General features: G+C 38.1%; 15 protein-coding genes. 3 read left to right on the plus strand and 12 right to left on the minus strand.

The features are described from left to right. Nucleotides 1–3: 3 nt before the first annotated feature. From hisS to FNN08_RS13580, 7 genes are all read right to left on the minus strand, one after another. A complete protein-coding gene (gene hisS, locus FNN08_RS13550) occupies nucleotides 4–1284 on the minus strand; it encodes a histidine--tRNA ligase (RefSeq protein ID WP_143586676.1) in 1281 nt (426 codons plus the stop codon). Between the two features lie 151 nt (nucleotides 1285–1435). Next, the gene (ispG, locus tag FNN08_RS13555; protein WP_143586678.1) at nucleotides 1436–2551 is read right to left on the minus strand and encodes a flavodoxin-dependent (E)-4-hydroxy-3-methylbut-2-enyl-diphosphate synthase; all 1116 of its coding nucleotides are present in this window, start codon (nucleotides 2549–2551) and stop codon (nucleotides 1436–1438) included. Between the two features lie 32 nt (nucleotides 2552–2583). Beyond that, nucleotides 2584–3570 (minus strand): RodZ domain-containing protein, encoded by a 987-nt coding sequence (locus tag FNN08_RS13560; protein ID WP_143586680.1) that lies wholly within the window; start codon nucleotides 3568–3570, stop codon nucleotides 2584–2586. A 13-nt stretch (nucleotides 3571–3583) separates the two neighbouring features. Continuing rightward, nucleotides 3584–4930 carry a type IV pilus biogenesis/stability protein PilW gene (gene pilW / locus FNN08_RS13565; RefSeq protein WP_143586682.1) on the minus strand — a complete coding sequence of 449 codons (1347 nt, stop codon included), beginning with the start codon at nucleotides 4928–4930 and terminating at the stop codon, nucleotides 3584–3586. A gap of 66 nt (nucleotides 4931–4996) precedes the next feature. Further along, on the minus strand, nucleotides 4997–6139 hold the full coding sequence (locus tag FNN08_RS13570; RefSeq protein WP_143586684.1) for a bifunctional tRNA (adenosine(37)-C2)-methyltransferase TrmG/ribosomal RNA large subunit methyltransferase RlmN: 1143 nt from the start codon (nucleotides 6137–6139) through the stop codon (nucleotides 4997–4999). 249 nt (nucleotides 6140–6388) lie between these two features. Further along, a complete protein-coding gene (ndk, locus tag FNN08_RS13575) occupies nucleotides 6389–6820 on the minus strand; it encodes a nucleoside-diphosphate kinase (protein WP_143586685.1) in 432 nt (143 codons plus the stop codon). 223 nt (nucleotides 6821–7043) lie between these two features. Next, nucleotides 7044–8306 (minus strand): dicarboxylate/amino acid:cation symporter, encoded by a 1263-nt coding sequence (locus FNN08_RS13580; RefSeq protein ID WP_143586875.1) that lies wholly within the window; start codon nucleotides 8304–8306, stop codon nucleotides 7044–7046. Nucleotides 8307–8688: 382 nt separating this feature from the next. Between FNN08_RS13580 and gltS the strand changes: the two genes are divergently transcribed. Further along, entirely contained in the window at nucleotides 8689–9912 is a 1224-nt protein-coding gene (gene gltS, locus FNN08_RS13585; RefSeq protein ID WP_143586687.1) for a sodium/glutamate symporter, read from the plus strand. Between the two features lie 127 nt (nucleotides 9913–10039). Here gltS and FNN08_RS13590 read toward each other — a convergent pair whose 3' ends face one another. The 4 genes from FNN08_RS13590 to FNN08_RS13605 all read right to left on the minus strand — a co-directional run bounded on the left by FNN08_RS13590 (nucleotide 10040) and on the right by FNN08_RS13605 (nucleotide 16113). Next, nucleotides 10040–11734: an NAD-dependent malic enzyme gene (locus tag FNN08_RS13590; RefSeq protein WP_143586688.1), complete on the minus strand. Its 1695-nt coding sequence runs from the start codon at nucleotides 11732–11734 to the stop codon at nucleotides 10040–10042. 155 nt (nucleotides 11735–11889) lie between these two features. Continuing rightward, nucleotides 11890–12090 carry a Fe-S cluster assembly protein IscX gene (gene iscX / locus FNN08_RS13595; RefSeq protein WP_143586690.1) on the minus strand — a complete coding sequence of 67 codons (201 nt, stop codon included), beginning with the start codon at nucleotides 12088–12090 and terminating at the stop codon, nucleotides 11890–11892. A 241-nt stretch (nucleotides 12091–12331) separates the two neighbouring features. Continuing rightward, nucleotides 12332–14644: an aminotransferase class V-fold PLP-dependent enzyme gene (locus FNN08_RS13600; protein WP_143586692.1), complete on the minus strand. Its 2313-nt coding sequence runs from the start codon at nucleotides 14642–14644 to the stop codon at nucleotides 12332–12334. 341 nt (nucleotides 14645–14985) lie between these two features. Further along, on the minus strand, nucleotides 14986–16113 hold the full coding sequence (locus FNN08_RS13605; protein ID WP_143586694.1) for a porin: 1128 nt from the start codon (nucleotides 16111–16113) through the stop codon (nucleotides 14986–14988). A 348-nt stretch (nucleotides 16114–16461) separates the two neighbouring features. On the opposite strand from FNN08_RS13605, the gene FNN08_RS13610 reads away from it, so the two are divergent. Together FNN08_RS13610 and FNN08_RS13615 are read left to right on the plus strand one after the other, a co-directional pair. After that, the gene (locus tag FNN08_RS13610; RefSeq protein ID WP_143586696.1) at nucleotides 16462–17664 is read left to right on the plus strand and encodes an NnrS family protein; all 1203 of its coding nucleotides are present in this window, start codon (nucleotides 16462–16464) and stop codon (nucleotides 17662–17664) included. 3 nt (nucleotides 17665–17667) lie between these two features. Next, nucleotides 17668–18621 (plus strand): D-2-hydroxyacid dehydrogenase, encoded by a 954-nt coding sequence (locus tag FNN08_RS13615; protein ID WP_143586698.1) that lies wholly within the window; start codon nucleotides 17668–17670, stop codon nucleotides 18619–18621. Nucleotides 18622–18687: 66 nt separating this feature from the next. Here the strand turns inward: FNN08_RS13615 and FNN08_RS13620 are convergent, their stop codons facing one another. Next, the gene (locus FNN08_RS13620) at nucleotides 18688–18909 is read right to left on the minus strand and encodes a TIGR02922 family protein (RefSeq protein ID WP_143586700.1); all 222 of its coding nucleotides are present in this window, start codon (nucleotides 18907–18909) and stop codon (nucleotides 18688–18690) included. Between the last annotated feature and the right edge of the window lie 94 nt (nucleotides 18910–19003).

A 19003-nucleotide genomic window follows, 5' to 3' on the forward strand; every position in this document is an offset into this window, starting at 1 on the left:
TTACTACCCTTTAATTAATTCTGTTAATAACGTTGTAACCTGGTTAAAAGGCAACGTTTGTTGTTCTTTATTTTCACGTAAATACTTAACGGTAGCAACTTGCTGCTCTATTTCAGATTCACCTAAAATAATAGCTACTGTTGCACCAGATTTATCTGCGCGTTTCATTTGTTTGTTAAACTTGCCGCCACCACAATGCACTTGAATGCGAATATCGCTAACTTCGTCACGCCATTGCTCTGCCAGCTTAATGCCAGTCATATCGGCATTTTCACCAACCATTACCATGTAAACATCGGTAGTGGCTCGAATATTTTGTAATTTATCTAACTCGGTAAGCATTAGTACTAAACGCTCAATACCTAAAGCAAAACCTACTGCAGGTGTACCTTTGCCGCCAAGCTGTTCAACTAGTCCATCATAACGACCACCAGCACAAACGGTACCTTGCGCGCCTAATGAGTCGGTTACCCATTCAAATACGGTGCGATTGTAGTAATCAAGACCACGTACTAAACGCTCATTAATTACGTATTTTATTCCAGCAGCATCTAAACGAGTACAAAGCTGAGCAAAGTGCTCACTTGACTCTTCACTTAAGTATTCAGATAACTTAGGCGCATTTACCAATAGCGCTTGTACATCTTTATTTTTTGAGTCTAAAACGCGTAATGGATTAGCATGCATACGACGTTTTGAATCTTCATCAAGTGCGTCTTCGTTTGCAGTTAAAAATGCAATTAACGCATCACGATAATTTGCTCTGTCTTCGTTTGAGCCTAAAGAGTTCAACTCTAATGTGACAAATTCTTCAATGCCAAGTTCCCGCCATAAACGAGCACTTAACATAATAACTTCAGCATCAATATCAGCAGAAGCCATGCCGTAGGTTTCAATACCAAACTGATGGAACTGACGGTAGCGTCCTTTTTGTGGGCGCTCATGTCTGAACATTGGCCCCATATACCAAAGACGTTGCTCTTGGTTATATAACAAACCATGTTGATTACCAGCACGAACACAACTTGCAGTACCTTCTGGACGTAGCGTTAAGCTGTCGCCATTTCGATCGTCAAAGGTATACATTTCTTTTTCAACAATATCGGTAACTTCACCAATACCACGTTTGAAAAGCGCTGTAGATTCTACAATTGGCATACGGATTTCAGCGTAACCATAATTACCAGCAACGCGACGAAGTACATTTTCGACCATTTGCCATTTATTGGTTTCACCTGGCAAACAATCGTTCATGCCACGTACCGCTTGAATTGCTTTACTCACTTAAGTAGTTCTCTATACAAATCTAACCGCCAAAATTTTGACCGTTAGGGAATTATTAAAACAAAGGCGGCATTATAGGCTAAATGTGCTTAATCGTAAAACACATTAGCGCAGATAGCCGCCAATAAATTCTTTATTAAAAAATAGAAAACTAAACTTGTTTTATTTCTATTTGATTTTCTTTATCTAGCATCTGTGCACGAGCACGAATTTTGCTTTCTAACTGGTCGACAATATCGCTGTTGTCAATGCGTTCACGTTGGCGTTCACCATCTAAATAAAAGCCACTTTTTCGAGAACTACCGGTTAAACCTAGGTCTGATACTAATGCTTCACCTGGGCCATTAACCACACAACCTATAATTGACACATCCATTGGAGTGATTAAATCTTCTAATCGCTCTTCTAGCGCATTTACCGTTGAAATAACGTCAAATTCTTGACGCGAACAACTTGGGCAAGCAATAAAGTTAATACCGCGGCTACGTAGGCGTAATGCCTTTAAAATATCAAAACCCACTTTGATTTCTTCAACTGGGTCGGCAGCAAGTGAGATACGAATAGTATCACCGATACCTTCAGCTAAAAGCATACCTAAACCAACCGAAGATTTTACCGCGCCAGCACGGAAACCACCGGCTTCAGTGATGCCAAGATGTAATGGATTATTAATTTGTTTGGCTAATAAACGATAAGCACCAACAGCTAAAAATACATCCGAGGCTTTAACACTTACTTTAAATTGATCAAAGTTAAGACGATCAAGAATGTCGACATGACGCATTGCTGATTCTAATAATGCTTCCGGTGTTGGCTCGGTATATTTCTCTTGAATGTCTTTCTCTAAAGAGCCACCGTTTACGCCAATACGAATTGGGATATTTTTATCGCGAGCAGCTTCAACTACTGAGCGAATACGATTTTCATTACCAATATTACCAGGGTTAATTCGTAAACAATCAACGCCATATTCAGCCACCTTTAAAGCAATTCGATAATCAAAATGAATATCGGCCACTAAAGGTACATCAACTTGTTGTTTAATTTGTTTAAACGCTTCTGCAGCATCCATTGTTGGCACACTGACACGCACAATATCAGCACCGACATTTTCTAACGATTTGATCTGAGCAACCGTTGCGGCAACATCAGTAGTTAACGTATTTGTCATCGACTGCACGGCAATTGGCGCATCGCCGCCAACAGGTACATTACCCACCATAACTTGGGTGGATACTCGACGTTTTATTGGTGATTCACTAAACATAAAAGCTCAATTATTAAATTTATCTGTGTTGGTTACGCTTTTGGCCAAACAAACTTTGCAATTTGACCTGGTAGATACTGACTTAAATCGACAGTCTCTTTATTATACTCTATAGACACTAACTCTGGTTTACCCAAAGTTATGGTAAATGGTGCCTTGCCCGTTAGCGTCATTTTATAATCGGCACGCTTAATGCCCCATGCAAGGCGATCGCCATTTGCGTCAAAAATATTAACCCAGCAATCACCAACAAAATTAAATACAAACGTTTCTAATGGCGTAATGTTTTCATGCTCGGTGCCATCAATATTTGTTGGTAAAGTAGTGATTTCGGCTAAACTTTGCTCTTGTGGAATAAGTGCAGGGGCATTACTTGAGATTACTGTTTGCGTTATAGCATTGGCAGTATCGTTAGTTGCCTTTTCTTCACTTACTGTTTCAGCTTCAATAGTCTCGTTTGTTTCGATTGTCGTATCGACAGTACTATCAGCAGCACTGTCAACTGCACTTTCACTATCATCGCTTGTTACAGCTGTATTGGTTTGGTTAACGTCATCAACAACGCTTTGTTCAGCTACACCTTGCTCAGATGTTTTATTATTTGCATCTTGCATCCACCACATCACGGTTAACGCAACTAAGACAAAAATAATAAAGTAAATAATCATCATTAAGCGGTTATTTTCAGCTTTTTGACGAGTTACTCGCGAGAAGCTTTGCATTTGCGTGCCTTTATGGCGCGCGATAGTTAGCGATGCATAGCTGGCTAACACCTCAGATTCATTAGCACCAACAAACCTAGCAAAGTTCTTTAAATATCCTCGAACAAAAATTTCAGGGGTAGTTGAATCAAATTCATTCTTTTCTATTTGCGCAACGAGCATAGGACGTAAGTTTAAATGTTCTGCGACTTGTTGCTCAGTTAAACCTTGCTGATTGCGTGCATCACGTAAGATTTGACCTGGTCCTATTAAAACTTCATCGTTTTCGATATCAATAGGCTGTTGCGTATTACTCATAATTTCTTCTAACTTAAGGTTTTGTTAATCTAAGTACTTGTCCTACGTGGATAGTTTCTTCTTTTAAATCATTCCAACGGCGTAAACTGCTGATCATGATGTTATATTTTAATGATACTTGATAAAGGTTCTCACCTTTTTCAACTACGTGTACGGGTACATCATCTGCAACGGTTGGCGTATTTACCACAGCCACAGGTTGAACTGTCTGTTTAGCTGGAGTTTGCGCTGCAACTACTACACTAGCAGCTGGTTTATGAACCACAGCAGCCTGTGTTTGCACTGGCGTAGCGTTATTATTACTCGCCGCTGCAGGCTTACTTTGCTTATCAATTACACTATTGCTAGCAATACTTTGACCTGTTTGTTTGGCAATAGTTGCATCATCAACTAATTTATTATCTGTCGCCAAAACATTTGGCTTAGTTTGTTTAAAGTTATCGTCAGTTTTACTCGCTTTACGAGTAACAACCACTGGTTTTTTGTTAATTTTAATGCCCGATTTTAATAGTCGGTATTTACGATATTCCATCGCTAGATTGTCAGCTTCAATCTGTACTAAACCATTATCAATAAATGCTTGTGCTTGCTGTGAATCAGGAAACATTTTCAGCAACATAGTACCGTAGCTATCGGCAACTTCAGTGTTACCCATTTTTTTATTTACTTTATACGCCAAAGCAATCGCTTGCGGCGTAAATCGGCGCGTAGCAAGTTCGTATCGCCCTAAAAATTTAGAGCTTTTCTTGTACTGGCCTTTTGCATATTGTAATTGCGCCATTTGCAATAAACTTGATGCACTGTTTGGACTATGGGCAATACTTCTATTTAAAGCTTTTTCGGCTTTATCAAAGTTATTTTCTTTTAAATGACACAGTGCGATATTTTCATAAGTTTCAGATACTCGCACATAAGTAGGCACTTCGATAGCTCTCATAAAATGGGCTTCGGCTTCATCTACTCGGCCTTGACGACATAAAAACACACCAAAATTATTTAATGTATCGGCATTATCATCTGCTAGTGAAAGTGCTTGTAAAAAAGACTCTTCGGTTTGCTCATATTCGCCCACGGTTTCATAATAATGCGCAAATGCGGTATAAACATCAGGTAAATCTGGAGAGAACTGCTTGGCTTTTTCTAGATTATATTTTGCTTGGGTCATATTGCCCATTTGCAAATAACCAAGCGCTAATGAAATACGAGTGCGAGCAATTTGAGTATCGCTGTAATCACGTTCAACTACAGGCTTTTCTTCTGCAAAATTTTGCGTTACACAGGCACTTAAAGAGCCTAAAGATAAAATAACTAACGCAACCTTTCCTAGTTGCAGTTTGGCTTTTTTCACTAATTTTGGCATTGGGTCTTCCAGCTGATGCTATCGTTATTATTATTTACGCGGGTATTTACCCGCGCAGGTAATAAATTACACCATTTTTACGGAAAGATCGCCCACTTGCGCTTTATTTTTTACAGATCTTTTTGTTCTGTCAAAAACATCGCCTGCTAACTGACCACAAGCCGCGTCAATATCTTCACCACGTGGACGACGAGTGATCACCGTAAGACCATAACTTTGCAATACTTTATCGAATCTATCGATGCGAGAATTACTCGGTCTTTTATAAGGTGAACCTGGGTATGGGTTAAAAGGTATTAAGTTAATTTTACTTGGTGTGCCTTCAAGTACTTTGGCTAATTCATGTGCCTGCTCAGTTGAGTCATTAACATGATCAAGCATTACATACTCAACAGTAACTTGTTTATTAGCCTTTGAACCTTCAATGTAGTCGCGGCTGGCTTCTAAAAAGCTTTCTAATGGGTATTTTTTATTAATTGGTACTAGTACATCACGTAATGCGTTATCTGGTGCGTGTACCGAAATAGCTAATGCACAGTCAATTTTTTCTTTCAACATAGCAAGTGCAGGTACAACACCTGAAGTACTTACTGTTACACGACGTTTAGATAAACCGTAACCTAAATCATTTAAGAAAGTATCTAATGAAGGGATCAGGTTTTTCATGTTTAATAATGGCTCGCCCATGCCCATCATAACTATGTTAGTGATTGGGCGGGTACCTGCAATACGTGTCGCGCCAATATCATTAGCCACACGCCATACTTGGCCAATAATTTCTGATACAGCTAAGTTTCTGTTGAAACCTTGGGTAGCCGTTGCACAGAATGTACACTCAAGAGCACAGCCAACTTGTGAAGAAACACATAAGGTTGCACGCTCTTTTTCAGGGATCCACACAGTTTCAACTTCTTGACCGCCTTCAAGCAATAATGCGTACTTGATAGTGCCATCTTCTGAAACTTGTTTCTCTGAAATCGTTGGTGCTTTGATTTCACATAATCGAGCAAGCTTTTGCTTTAAGGCTTTATTAAGGTTGGTCATTTGCTCAAAATCATCGTAACCAAAGTGATAAATCCACTTCATTACTTGGTCGGCACGGAACGCTTTTTCGCCAATAGACTCAAAGAATTCGCGCATCATTTGATGATCAAAGTTTAATAAATTAACCTTTTTAACAGCCTGGTTTTGCGTAGCGGTGTCGGTCATGTGTATCTCTTTACTTAAATATCTAATGGGCCCAATTGTACACTTTTCATGCAAGTGAAACAATTTAGCCTTGTTATAATTTCGTTAATAAACGTACTGTCATTCGCATTTACAGCCGCATTATTGAAAAAAGCCCTTTTGTTTTTTCTCTAACGTAGAAAAAACAAAAGGACTTTACTGAATCCAGTAAAATCCTTTCGCATACTAGTCTAGCTATAAGCTAGCTAGTATTAACGTAATTCGTTTAAATTAACGAGTACGTGCACAAACTTCTTCGTCAGAGAAGAAGTAAGCAATTTCACGTGCTGCTGATTCTAAAGCATCAGAACCGTGACATGCGTTTTCGTCGATTGACTCAGCGTAGTCGTGACGTAAAGTACCAGCTAAAGCTTCAGCTGGGTTAGTAGCACCCATGATTTCACGGTTTTTAAGAACAGCGTTTTCGCCTTCTAAAACTTGAACCATAACTGGACCAGAAGTCATGAAGTCAACTAAAGCACCAAAGAAAGGACGCTCAGCGTGTTCTGCGTAGAAACCTTCAGCTTTTTCACGGCTTAAGTGGATCATTTTAGCTGCAACGATCTTAAGACCTGCAGATTCAAAACGGTTGTAGATAGCGCCGATTACGTTTTTAGCAACTGCGTCTGGTTTTACGATAGAAAAAGTACGTTCGATAGCCATGATAAGCCCTCAATTAGATTTATAGTCAAAAATTTGGCGCGAATTATAGAGCAATTCAAAACAAATTACATTAACTAATTTGTAGTCTTTAGTTAACCAAAGCTTTCAGGCAAGTTAAGTGCTGATAAAGCCTAGGTAATCTACTCTATGAATTCACGACTTTTAAAATATCAAAAACAATAAAACCAGAGTAATACTCTGGTTTTATCTTGGTTACTTAAAATTAAGCAACAATTTGTAAGTTATTTTCTGCGTTCTCGGCAGAAATTTCACCTTCAGTTTTAGCAACAATTGTATTTATTGCGGTATCACCTACAACGTTTGCTGTAGTACAGAACATGTCACAAATACGGTCAACTGCAGCAACAATTGCTAAAGCTTCAATTGGCAAACCAAAGGTGTGTAAACAAATACCGATAGACACAATACCACCACCTGGAACACCACCAGCACCAATACTAAGTAGTAAAACAGTGAAAGCTAAAGGCAGCATTTGATTCATCTCAAGAGGCATGCCGTAAGCATTAGCAACAAACATAACAGCAATGGTTGTGTAAACCGCTGCACCTGACATATTCATGGTTGCGCCAAGTGGTACTCCAAAACCAGCGATTGATTTTGATACGCCAATATTTTGTACTGTTTTCATTGTTACCGGGATCGTTGCATTTGAACTTGCTGACGATAATGAGAACATGATTTGTTCACGAATGTGCTTAATAAATACTGTTGGTTTAATGCCGGTAGTTAAATAAACAATTACCGGGTAGATCACCATAAACATTAGAATGAACATACCAACAACTAAGGCAATGTAACCGGCAACGGCTAACATTTTAGATGTATCTAAAGTACCACCTAAAGTAATCATTAAGAAGAACACACCGTATGGCGCTAATGACATAACTAAAGTAATTAGTTTCATCATTACTTCGTTACCTACTTTGAATGCTCGGTTAGCAGGGCCGCTTTGCTCACCCAATGCTTGAATTGCAATACCTGTCATAATTGCCATAAAGATGATTTGTAACATATCACCATCAACAAATGCTCTAAATGGATTAGATGGCACAATGTTTATTACCATCTGCCACATGCTCGGCGGCTCAGTAGCAGCAAGTTTTACTGTTTCAGCCATAGATCCTAAATCAACACCAGTACCCGGCTTTAACCATAAAACGATTAGCAAAGTAGCACCGATTGCTACAACAGTATTAAGTACATATAGACCAAAAGTTTTAGAGCCTAAACGACCAAAACTTGATAAATCTTTTAATTCACAAATACCGCTGGCAATCGAAAAGAACACTAAAGGAACGACGATTAATTGGATCATTTTAACAAACATACCACCAAAGCCTTGTGAAGCTTCTAGCGTAAATTTGCCAATTGCCCAAGTTGGCGGAACTGCGTACTGAATTAAAGTACCTATAGTTAGACCTAAAATCAGACCAATAAAAACTCTGGCTGATAAGGAATTTGTGATCTTGCTCATTATTTAACTCGACTAGTTTATGAATTTTTTGAATGGCCTTTTATATACTGAAAACTAGTGTTCAGGCGAGTAAAAACATTCGCCATTTACAAATTAAAACAACTCAAAAACACAGATAAACAAAGGGCTGACAATGAGCACACTTTTTTTAACAGTAATTAACTTAGGGTTTTATTTGATACAAAATCCAACATAAAAACTCACAAAATACTTACAATGTGTAAATGCAATTTATGCGATTATAAATGTACAAAAATGACAGAAGTGGATTTTTTCTAACTAATTTATACAAACGACTAATGTCCCATTAAGTTTGATCTATAGTTAATAGCTGAGTTGCTATTTAAATCCACCCTAATAAGGATTTTCATATATGAATAATATTATCGAAGTTGGTGTTATTGAATCACTTCTAATTGCTATATCGGTACTGTTTATTGGCCGCTTTATTAACTATATCGCGCCACCATTAAGACGATTCAACTTTCCAGAGCCTATTTTAGGTGGTTTAGTTGTCGCAATTTTTATTACCGTACTTCATGCGCAAGGCACAAATATAAACTTTAACTTACCACTTAAAGATACCTTTATGTTGCTGTTTTTCTCAACAGTAGGTTTGTCTGCAAGTTTCAAGTTACTTGCCCAAGGTGGTGCAAAAGTATTTATCTTCTTAGGCGTAGCTTCTCTTTATATTATCGTGCAAAACGCGGTAGGCGTAAGTTTTGCAACCATGTTAGGTTTAGAGCCATTAATGGGTTTAATTGCTGGTTCAATTACCTTATCAGGTGGTCACGGTACAGGTGCCGCATGGTCACAAACATTCTCTGAAAACTACGGTATGAATACCTTAGAGCTAGCGATGGCTGCTGCAACATTTGGCTTAGTTATGGGTGGTATTATTGGCGGCCCGGTAGCGCAACGCTTAATTGACAAGCACGGCCTTGAATCTGAATATGGTAAAGGTGGTCATACCCATGATTCACACCCTGATTTAGTTACTTATGATCAAATGGAAGAAGATAAAGTTACAGCTAAAAAAGTTACTGAGACTTTATTCATTTTACTAATTTGTATTGTTGGTGCAGGTTTTATTAAATCTTTCGTTGATAGCTTTGAAATTAGCCAATTAATGATCCCTGAGTTTGTTTACGCACTATTTATCGGTGTAGTTATTACTAACATTACCGAAGTAACAAAAGCATATAAAATTAATAGCGAAGCCGTTGATATACTCGGCACCGTATCATTAGCCTTGTTCTTATCAATGGCATTAATGAGCTTAAAATTATGGGAAATCTTTGATCTAGCTATCCCGTTATTAATTATTTTAGTTATTCAAACAATTACCTTGGCATTATTTGCTTACTTTATTACTTTCAAGCTAATGGGTGGCACATACGATGCAGCTGTTATCGCTGGTGGTCATTGTGGTTTTGGTATGGGTGCAACACCTACTGCGGTAATGAACATGGGTGCATTGGTAAACCGCAACGGTCCTTCACCAACAGCTTTCATGGTAGTACCAATTGTTGGCGCATTCTTTATTGATATTGCTAACCTAATTATCTTACAAGGTTACTTAGCCTTTATTGGTTAATACCAATGTATAGCTAATAAAAAAGCGCCATTCGGCGCTTTTTTTATATCTACAATCAAGGGGGTCAGATCAACTTGATTTTACTTCAACAGACATAATCTCAAGGTGTCTGACACCTTGATATTTATTAAATGGTTGAACGTTTGTATGTACGATACTCTGCTTTCCAGAAATTTTGTTCAATATTATTAAGCAACTCTTCGTCTGGAATTTCTAATGCTAAGTTTTGTTGTTGTGCAAGCTTACCTATAGCAAAAGCGATTTGCTTACTAATGTTTGCGATTTCTGTTAATGGTGGTAATAAATCACCTTTACCAGTATTGGCTAATGGCGATGCTGCGGCTAAGGTTTCACTGGCAACCATTAACATTTCATCACTGATATACTTTATATTCGCTGCTAATACGCCTAAACCAATACCAGGGAAAATATACGAGTTATTACATTGAACTATGTTGAATGTTTCACCATTGTATTCAACGGGCTCAAATGGGCTCCCGGTTGCAATAACTACATTACCTTTAGTCCAGTTGATCACTTGCTCAGGTGTAGCTTCAACTTGCTTAGATGGATTGCTTAGCGGGAAGATTATTGGCGTTTGAGTACCTGCGCTCATTGCCGTAATAACTTGTTCGGTAAATAATCCCGCTTGGCCAGAAACGCCAATTAAAATATCAGGCTTCGCGCAATGCATAACATCAAGTAATGATGCGTATTCACCGCTGTATTGCCACTTAGCAAGATCATCCGTTTGTTGAACAAGTTTTTGTTGGAAATCGCGTAAATCTTCCATTCCTTGGGTAAGTAAACCAAAACGGTCAACCATAAATACTTGCTTACGTGCCTGCTCGTCAGATAAACCTTCAGAGCGCATCTGTGCAACGATTTGCTCAGCAATACCACAGCCAGCAGATCCTGCTCCAACAAAGGCGACTTTAAGTTCAGATAGTTTGCTATTACGAATACGGCAAGCCGCTAATAATGTACCAACAGTAACCGATGCTGTACCTTGAATGTCATCATTAAAGCAACATATTTCGTTACGGTAGCGCTCTAATAATGGCATTGCATTAGGTTGAGCAAAATCTTCAAACTGTAGAAGTACGCCAGGCCAACGGCGATTTACCGCTTTAATAAACAAATCGACAAATTCGTTATATTCATCTTGGTTAATTCGCTTGTGACGAGCTCCCATATACATAGGATCGTTTAATAACTTTTCATTATTGGTACCAACATCTAGCATGATTGGCATAGTGTAGGCTGGGCTGATACCACCACATGAGGTATAAAGAGATAACTTACCAATTGGGATCCCCATACCACCAATGCCTTGGTCACCCAAACCAAGAATACGCTCGCCATCAGTAACAACAATTACTTTTACTTTATGCTTTGTAGCATTATGCAAAATATCATCGATTTGATGACGTTCATCATAAGAAATAAACAAACCTCGGTTACTGCGGTAAATATCTGAGAAACGCTCACACGCATCCCCTACCGTTGGCGTATAAATAATTGGCATCATTTCTTCAAGGTGAGCTTGTACTAGAGCATGAAACAAGGTTTCATTTTTATCTTGAATATTGCGCAGGTAAATATGTTTATTAAGCGCAGTACGAAAACTTGAGTATTGCATATAAGCTCGTTCAACTTGCTCTTCAATACTTTCAAATCGAGGCGGAATTAAGCCAGTTAAATTAAAGCTTGTTCTTTCTTGAGAGCTAAACGCACTTCCTTTATTTAGCAGTGGCGTCTCTAGCAAGGTCGGCCCCGCATAAGGAATGTATAAAGGGCGATTATTGTTGTCTTGGCTCATAATAATTATTCACTCGTTGTTTTGCTGTACTACAAAAAAGTGCGCCATTGTAATGCTATTTAACAACATAAGCCAACCCAGTTACACTTTATAACTTTTTAGTTCTTTCTATGCAGATTGGTGTGTTTATAAATATTTACAAACGGTGCTTTAACCTAGTCCATTTCATCGATCCAAGCTAGTTGAATTGCTTCCAATACTCTCTCTCCACAATGATTAGGGTCATCACTAAAACGTTCTAAATCTAACACCCACTGCCTTAATTCAGTAAAATGTAGCCGCGTTGGATCCACTTTAGGGTGTTCTTCCATAAGATCTAATGCAATTTCTAACGAGTCGATCCACTTTAATGTCATATAAAATTCTCTATTTTCTAAACCTTAAGTAAGTTTAGTCGAGTTTTAAAATTTTTTAGAACCTCATAGTAATCCCATTAGCTGTTCCTCCAAACAATGATAAGAGCAATTTGATTAATTAAGTGAGCTACTTTTAAGAGGAGGAAGGAATAAATAAAAGACATAAAAAAATCCAAGAGCAAACACTCTTGGACTTTTAAAATTCAACACCTATTAGGACAAGGCCAGTCTAAACTTGAGGTTAACTTAATAGAGCAAAACCACCCGGCACATGATAAACATTTTCAAACCCCATACGTTTTAAGGTTTTAGCTGCGGCATCACTTCGGCTACCACTGCGACAAATACACACATAACTAGGCTGTGTTTTCGCGGCTTTATGAGTATTCACAAAATGAGTGATTTGCGTTAATGGCACATTTATTATTTTTTGATCTCGAATATACTCTCTGCGATTCGCTTCAAACTCGTGCGGCTCTCGTACATCAAAGATCATAACATCTGGATTGCTTGCTAAAAATTGAGAGAAATCACCAGGGTCAACATCAATACTAGGCTCTATGTCAGCTTTTATATTACCGCACAGCGCCGATTGCGTATCATTATTAATACTTTGATCAAGCTCTAGCTTAGCTTCAACAAATTGCTCATCACTAAGTTTTTTAGCTAGCACATCGGCAAGCACAGGATTCGTTTGCTTTTCTAGGGCTAAGGTAGTGATAAATAATTGTTGGTAATCATGAGTTGGACAAATAAGCGTGTGCTCGGTGATCACTTGCGCTAATGATCGTAATGAATGATGCATTTGTACGCTGTCACTGGTATTTAAATCACTGCGACCTATGCCACCAATTTGCAGGGTATCGCCAGCAAATACATATTCAATATCTTCAGCGGCTAAGCGGCCTTGTTTGGCTTCTCCTAATAAGTAAGCCACGCTATTATCTGTGTGTCCTGGAATATCTATTTTAGCTAATACCTTATCACCAATAGTAATAGCATAAGCTAAGGTATCATTCTCTAAGCTTACTTGCTGAGTAACACTTTTATCCCAGCCTAAACTATCACAAGACTCTGAGCTTAACTTACCCGTAAATACATTACGGATCATCTCGGCACAATCTTCTTGGTGCTGATGTAAATGCGTTGCAAGAACCGCTTTAACATTAAAGTCTTGGCAGTTAACTAAGGTTTCAAATTTACTCGCAATTTCAGGCACAGGATCAATGAGTAATATTTCTTTTTTGTTTTTATCTACATAACACCAAGTACATTGTTGGTCATAAATCCATTGCTGTAAGCCATCAGCATTGCTATCAATGATTTCATCAGCATCGGATAAAATTAAACAACTGTTTTTAAGGGCGCTTACAGCATCTTTAATTGCCGCACATGCTTTGTCTATTTCATCTTGGGTATTTGCCGGGCCAAACGACATACGAATAGCACCTTCACTTTGCCATCTTGGTTTATTCATAGCATCAAGTACAAAGCTACCTGAAACTTTTGAGCTACAAGCTGAACCTGAGCTTACACGAATTTTAGCAGCATCAAATAAATCCATTATATCTTTGCTTGATAAGCCTTTAACTGAAAAGTTAAGTGTGGTTGGTAAAGAGTAAGCAAAGTCATGGTTAAACACTATTGCAGGAAATACTTCACGCAAAGTTTTTTCAAGTTGGGCTCGGTAGCTAACTAAAACATCATGAGATTTAAAGGTATCGTCATTTTCATCATTTAAAAGCTTAAAAATTGCATTTAGTGAGGCAATGCCAGGTAAATTTTCGGTACCTGAGCGTAAACCGCTTTCTTGACCACCGCCGGCAATAAAAGGGGTATAAGGCGCGTTATCACGCACATACAATACACCTATTCCTTTAGGCCCATACAGCTTATGGCCACTAAAAGGTGCATAGTCAATACTGGTATTGGTTAAATCTAACGAAATTTTGCCAAGTGCTTGCACACAATCTACCATCCATAAAACATCAGGATTGTTGCTACGAATAATATTTTGTAGTGCTGTTAAATCTTGAAATACGCCAGTCTCATTATTAGCCGCCATAGTGCAGACCATTAAGGCATTGCCAACATGTTTAGCAATAAAATCAAAATCTAAAATACCGTTGCCATCAACAGGAATAGCAACAACCTCTGCGCCAATATTTAAAATTTGATTCCAATGTTTTAATGTCTCAGGTACCGCTTTATGCTCTGTTGCACCATAAAGCAATACAGGTTTAGTAATTAAAGAAGCTGTTGCGCGCGCGGCAATTAATGCAGAAATAATCGACGTTTGAATACCTTCGGTTGCACCACTGGTAAATATTATTTCACCATCGGTAGCACCTGTTACTTGACGTGCAAGTTTTCGAGTTGACTCTAAAATGTACTTAGCACGAATACCTGTCATATGACTTGAGCTTGGATTTCCATAACATAAATTCATGGTATGAATAGCCGCTTCAGCAGCCTGAGGCAGCACTGGAGTGGTCGCGTTATTATCTAAATAAATCTCATCAGATTGAGGTTGGATATCGGTTAAATTGATCATTAATGCTTACTACTTGCTCTATTTTGCCAACATTCTAACCGCTTATAACTTTTGGCGCTATCATATAAGAATAATAAATAGTTATGATTAGTCACGTTTTCATTACTTTTTACTATTTACTACTTTTAGCCTTTGAATTTAAAGAAAATTTTTAATTGATAAGAATCTTCCCTATTCACTACCGAAACTACAATATCCTTGGCGTTTCGGCATACCCCACGTCCTTTGTGCTACCGATACTTCGCTCCCGGCGGTATCGGATTACGACCATCCATGGTCGCAAAAAAAAGGCTTACCTAAGTAAGCCTTTTCAAAATATTTAGATATACTGCGTTAAGCTATTAGAAGCTAAAGCGAGCACCAAAACCAACTACATCACCGTCTGGTGCGTCTTGGCCATTAGCATCTGTTGAATCATCAACTTTAACTTCACTAAATACTCTGAAGTTTTCAGACCAGTAATATGCTACACCTGCAATTAGGTAGCTTTTTTCATAATCGTTACCGGCATCATCAGTAGTTACATTAATAGCACCACCAATAACTTCAAAATCATTATCAAAGCGATAAGCAGCCATTAGCTCCACACCTGTTGATTCATCTAAAAATGAACCTGTGTTATCAAGGTGGTGATTTTCACCATCAACTAAAACAACCGCAGCATATAAACCTTTGCCACCACGAGAGCCATAAGTAACATTAGCTGCAGTCATGATGCTATCTTCTTCGCCTGCCCAGTTAGTATCAAAAGTGGCAGTGTTATAACCTAAAGCAACGCTGATTTTCTCTCCAATCGCGTAGCTAGCACCAAAACCTGCTGAGCCATCTAATTCAACTTCTGCGCCAACAACACCTGGGATATCAATTTCAATATCTTTATTAGATGCTTGAACTTGAGCACTAATTTTTAAGTTACCAAACTGGTTGTTGTACTGTAATGATTTTTCAGCACGACCAACACCGGTAAAACCACCATCGCCTAAATCGAAGATACCAAGACCTTCACCACCGTAGATCATGAAGCTATCTGTTGCTCCAGTAGCCATGTAACTTGAGCCCCATTGTTTACCAATAGTGAAACTACCCCATTTGTCATGAGCAACACCCACAAAACCTAAACGGTTTGAAAGTGATTGATCTGCATCATCACTACCTAAGGCTACGTTATCTTCGCCAGGTCTAAGTACTAAATCAGAATCGTTTTCAGTTAAACGTACTTTCCACTCTAACTTGGCAACCGCTGCCCAGCCATCTTTCATTTCGCTGTTTAAGCTAAAGTAAATACGGTTGAAACCATCTTTTATCTCAGTGTAACTATCACCATTACTGTCATCACCACTAACCATGTTAGCAGTAAGGTCACCAGCAAAGTTTATTGTAGTTTTGTCATCTTTATACAACTCTACTTCTGCTAATGCAGGAGCTGAACAAGCGACCATAGTAGATAAAGCAAGTAATTTTAATTTCATGGGGTACCCTAACATTTGATTATTTATCTTTATTATATAAAGCAGTGCTTTACATATAAAAGTAGACGATATTTTTAGAAATGTATAACTGCATGAATGAATTCATTTATATTTCACTGATTAAGTTCAATATTTCAGCTAACTTTTCAATCTTGTCATAATTTATAACAGGCTATTACAATTAATAATATAGGCAAAAACATCATTGGACGAAGTATTACATTTGAGTCACAAAGTTAATTAACCACTTGTTAAAAAAGTAAATTTTTTAATCCTTCTATGAAAAAAAACGGCATATTATATTGAATGCTTTATAATAAGCGAATAGATAAATATAGGTTGTAAATTATGCAAATCACCGACTTAAATACTGAACAAACTATCCTTCCCATTCTACGTTTAGGTTTTCGACCTTTCTTTTTACTCGGCTCACTTTTTAGTGTTATCGCATTAGTGTTATGGGGGTTAAGCTTAAATGGACTAATAGTTCTAGATTATTATGGCGGTCCAAATTGGTGGCATATTCATGAGATGGTATTTGGCTTTACCTGTGCCATTATCGTTGGCTTCTTACTCACCGCGGTACAAAACTGGACCGGGCAAAGAGGGCTTCACGGTAAACCATTGCTGTGCTTAGTTGCTATTTGGTTATTAGGTCGTATTGGCTTATTGTTCCCTGCAATTTTAGGTAATTTAGCAACCGCAATAATAGATATAAGCTTTATGCCGCTAGCCGCATTTTTTCTTGCACAGCCTCTAATTAAAGTAAAACAAACCCGGAATTTATTTTTTATACCTTTGTTATTGCTCTTTTCACTTGCCAATATCGAAATGCACTTAGCCAGTAATGGCGTATTTAACTTACAGCTGCAACCAGCAACTTATGCCTGTGTGTTATTAGTGACTTTTTTAATCTCAGTTATGGCTGGCAGAGTAACACCTATGTTTACTGCAAATGGCACTGGCACACAAAAAGTTGCCAGCATAGACCTGTTAGAAAAAGTAACCAATGGAAGTTTATTAATTATTTTGCTTACTTACCTGTTACACCCTTTGTTTACTGTCAGCAACACTGTTTATGCCATTTTATTTATGGTAGCAGCGACAAGCCAAATGATCCGTTGGTTACGCTGGAAACCTTGGATAACTTTGAATGTGCCTTTACTTTGGTCGCTACATATCGCTGTAATGTTCATTTGGTTAGGCCTTGCCACTTTAGCCATTAGCTTTATTGTACCTACACTGCCAAGTAATCATATTTGGCATATATTAACCGTTGGCGGCATGGGCGGATTAATATTAGCAATGATCTCGCGTGTATCACTTGGACACACAGGCAGTCCATTAGTGGTTCCTGGCTTAATGCCCTTTGCATTTATAATGATTTTTTTCGGTGCATTAATCAGAACACTTGGCCCGTGGTTAGCCCCTGAAAACTATATTATATTTATTAATTTCAGTATTTTAGCTTGGCTACTAGCATATGGTTTGTTTATTTTTTATTATGCTCCTAAGTTATTAAAAGCACGTAAAGATGGACGCCCGGGTTAGCACATGAAAATAGTATGTTTAGATAGAAGCACCATTGATGAAAGTATCAACTTCAAAGGCATAGAAGATCAAGCTGAAAACATCACCTACCATGACTTTACCCCAAGCGATAAAGTCATATTTAGATGTAAGTATGCAGAAGTGATCATCACCAACAAGGTGGTTTTAACTAAGGCGCAACTTGAGCAATTACCAAGATTAAAACTTATATGTATTGCAGCTACTGGTACCAATAACGTAGATATTGAAGCGGCTACAGCACTTGGTATTAAAGTATGTAATGTAAAGTCCTACTCAACGCCATCCGTGGCTCAATACGTTTTTTCTATGCTATTAGAGCATATGCAAAAGAGCGCACATTACATTGCAAACACAAGGCAAAATCACTGGCAAAACAGTCCTATTTTTTGTCATTTTAGCCTACCAATAAACGAACTCAGCAATAAAGTGATATCGATTGTAGGTTACGGTGAGATAGCCAAGGCGGTAGAAAGAATCGCCCACGCTTTCGGGATGAAAGTGTTAATTGCTGAACGCCAAGGAGCAACAAATATTCGCCCTGAACGGGTTAGCTTTGAGCAAGCATTGCAACTTGCCGATGTGGTTACATTGCATAGCCCATTAACAGCAGAAACAGCAGGTTTAATTAATAAGCAAACCTTAGCTTTAATGAAACCCACGGCTATTTTAATTAATACGGCTCGAGGTGGATTAGTTAACAGTAAAGACTTGCTTAGCAGCATCAAAGCAAAGCAACTTGGCGCAGCCATATTAGATGTTTTAGAACAAGAGCCACCACCTCAGGACCATATATTATTAAATACGGTACAAGACAATCTATACATCACTGCACACATTGCATGGGGAAGTCTAGAAGCTCAACAAAGGCTTGTCGATGGTATTGCCAATAATATTGCTAGTTTCTTAAATGGTGAAAGGTTGAATCAACTCAACTAATAAACGAATAACTTATTGACCAGTAAAGTTAAACACTGGTCAATAAGATATTCTCACAGTCTGTGTTTAAGCGATTGCTTGAATTGGAAAAGCTCTATCTCCTGCAGTATTCAAAATATCAATCATGCCTTCACAAATAGCAATAATTGACTTTTCTTGTTTAAATGAATCAGGAATATCTAGTAAGCCGTTATGATTAACGGCAAACTCTTGAACTTCGTGTTGTAACTCTAAGGAATGGTTATCGTAATACATTACGGTAACTGCTTTGGTATTTATATCTGACATACTGAACTCTCTTATTAATTATTTTATGAGTTCCATCTGAAACAATATTTGCTTTAAATAAACTAAATATTGTTAGCGAGTTGAAGATTCCTTC

The organism is Thalassomonas sp. M1454 (assembly GCF_007097525.1).
Lineage (GTDB): Bacteria > Pseudomonadota > Gammaproteobacteria > Enterobacterales > Alteromonadaceae > Thalassotalea_A.

Coding starts and splice junctions, on each gene's coding strand:
- FNN08_RS13600 (WP_143586692.1), bottom strand. CDS start 14,644: ATGATCAATTTAACCGATATCCAACCTCAATCTGATGAGATTTATTTA.
- iscX (WP_143586690.1), bottom strand. CDS start 12,090: ATGACATTAAAGTGGATCGACTCGTTAGAAATTGCATTAGATCTTATG.
- FNN08_RS13615 (WP_143586698.1), top strand. CDS start 17,668: ATGAAAATAGTATGTTTAGATAGAAGCACCATTGATGAAAGTATCAAC.
- FNN08_RS13560 (WP_143586680.1), bottom strand. CDS start 3,570: ATGAGTAATACGCAACAGCCTATTGATATCGAAAACGATGAAGTTTTA.
- FNN08_RS13605 (WP_143586694.1), bottom strand. CDS start 16,113: ATGAAATTAAAATTACTTGCTTTATCTACTATGGTCGCTTGTTCAGCT.
- gltS (WP_143586687.1), top strand. CDS start 8,689: ATGAATAATATTATCGAAGTTGGTGTTATTGAATCACTTCTAATTGCT.
- pilW (WP_143586682.1), bottom strand. CDS start 4,930: ATGCCAAAATTAGTGAAAAAAGCCAAACTGCAACTAGGAAAGGTTGCG.
- FNN08_RS13590 (WP_143586688.1), bottom strand. CDS start 11,734: ATGAGCCAAGACAACAATAATCGCCCTTTATACATTCCTTATGCGGGG.
- ndk (WP_143586685.1), bottom strand. CDS start 6,820: ATGGCTATCGAACGTACTTTTTCTATCGTAAAACCAGACGCAGTTGCT.
- FNN08_RS13610 (WP_143586696.1), top strand. CDS start 16,462: ATGCAAATCACCGACTTAAATACTGAACAAACTATCCTTCCCATTCTA.
- FNN08_RS13570 (WP_143586684.1), bottom strand. CDS start 6,139: ATGACCGACACCGCTACGCAAAACCAGGCTGTTAAAAAGGTTAATTTA.
- FNN08_RS13620 (WP_143586700.1), bottom strand. CDS start 18,909: ATGTCAGATATAAATACCAAAGCAGTTACCGTAATGTATTACGATAAC.
- ispG (WP_143586678.1), bottom strand. CDS start 2,551: ATGTTTAGTGAATCACCAATAAAACGTCGAGTATCCACCCAAGTTATG.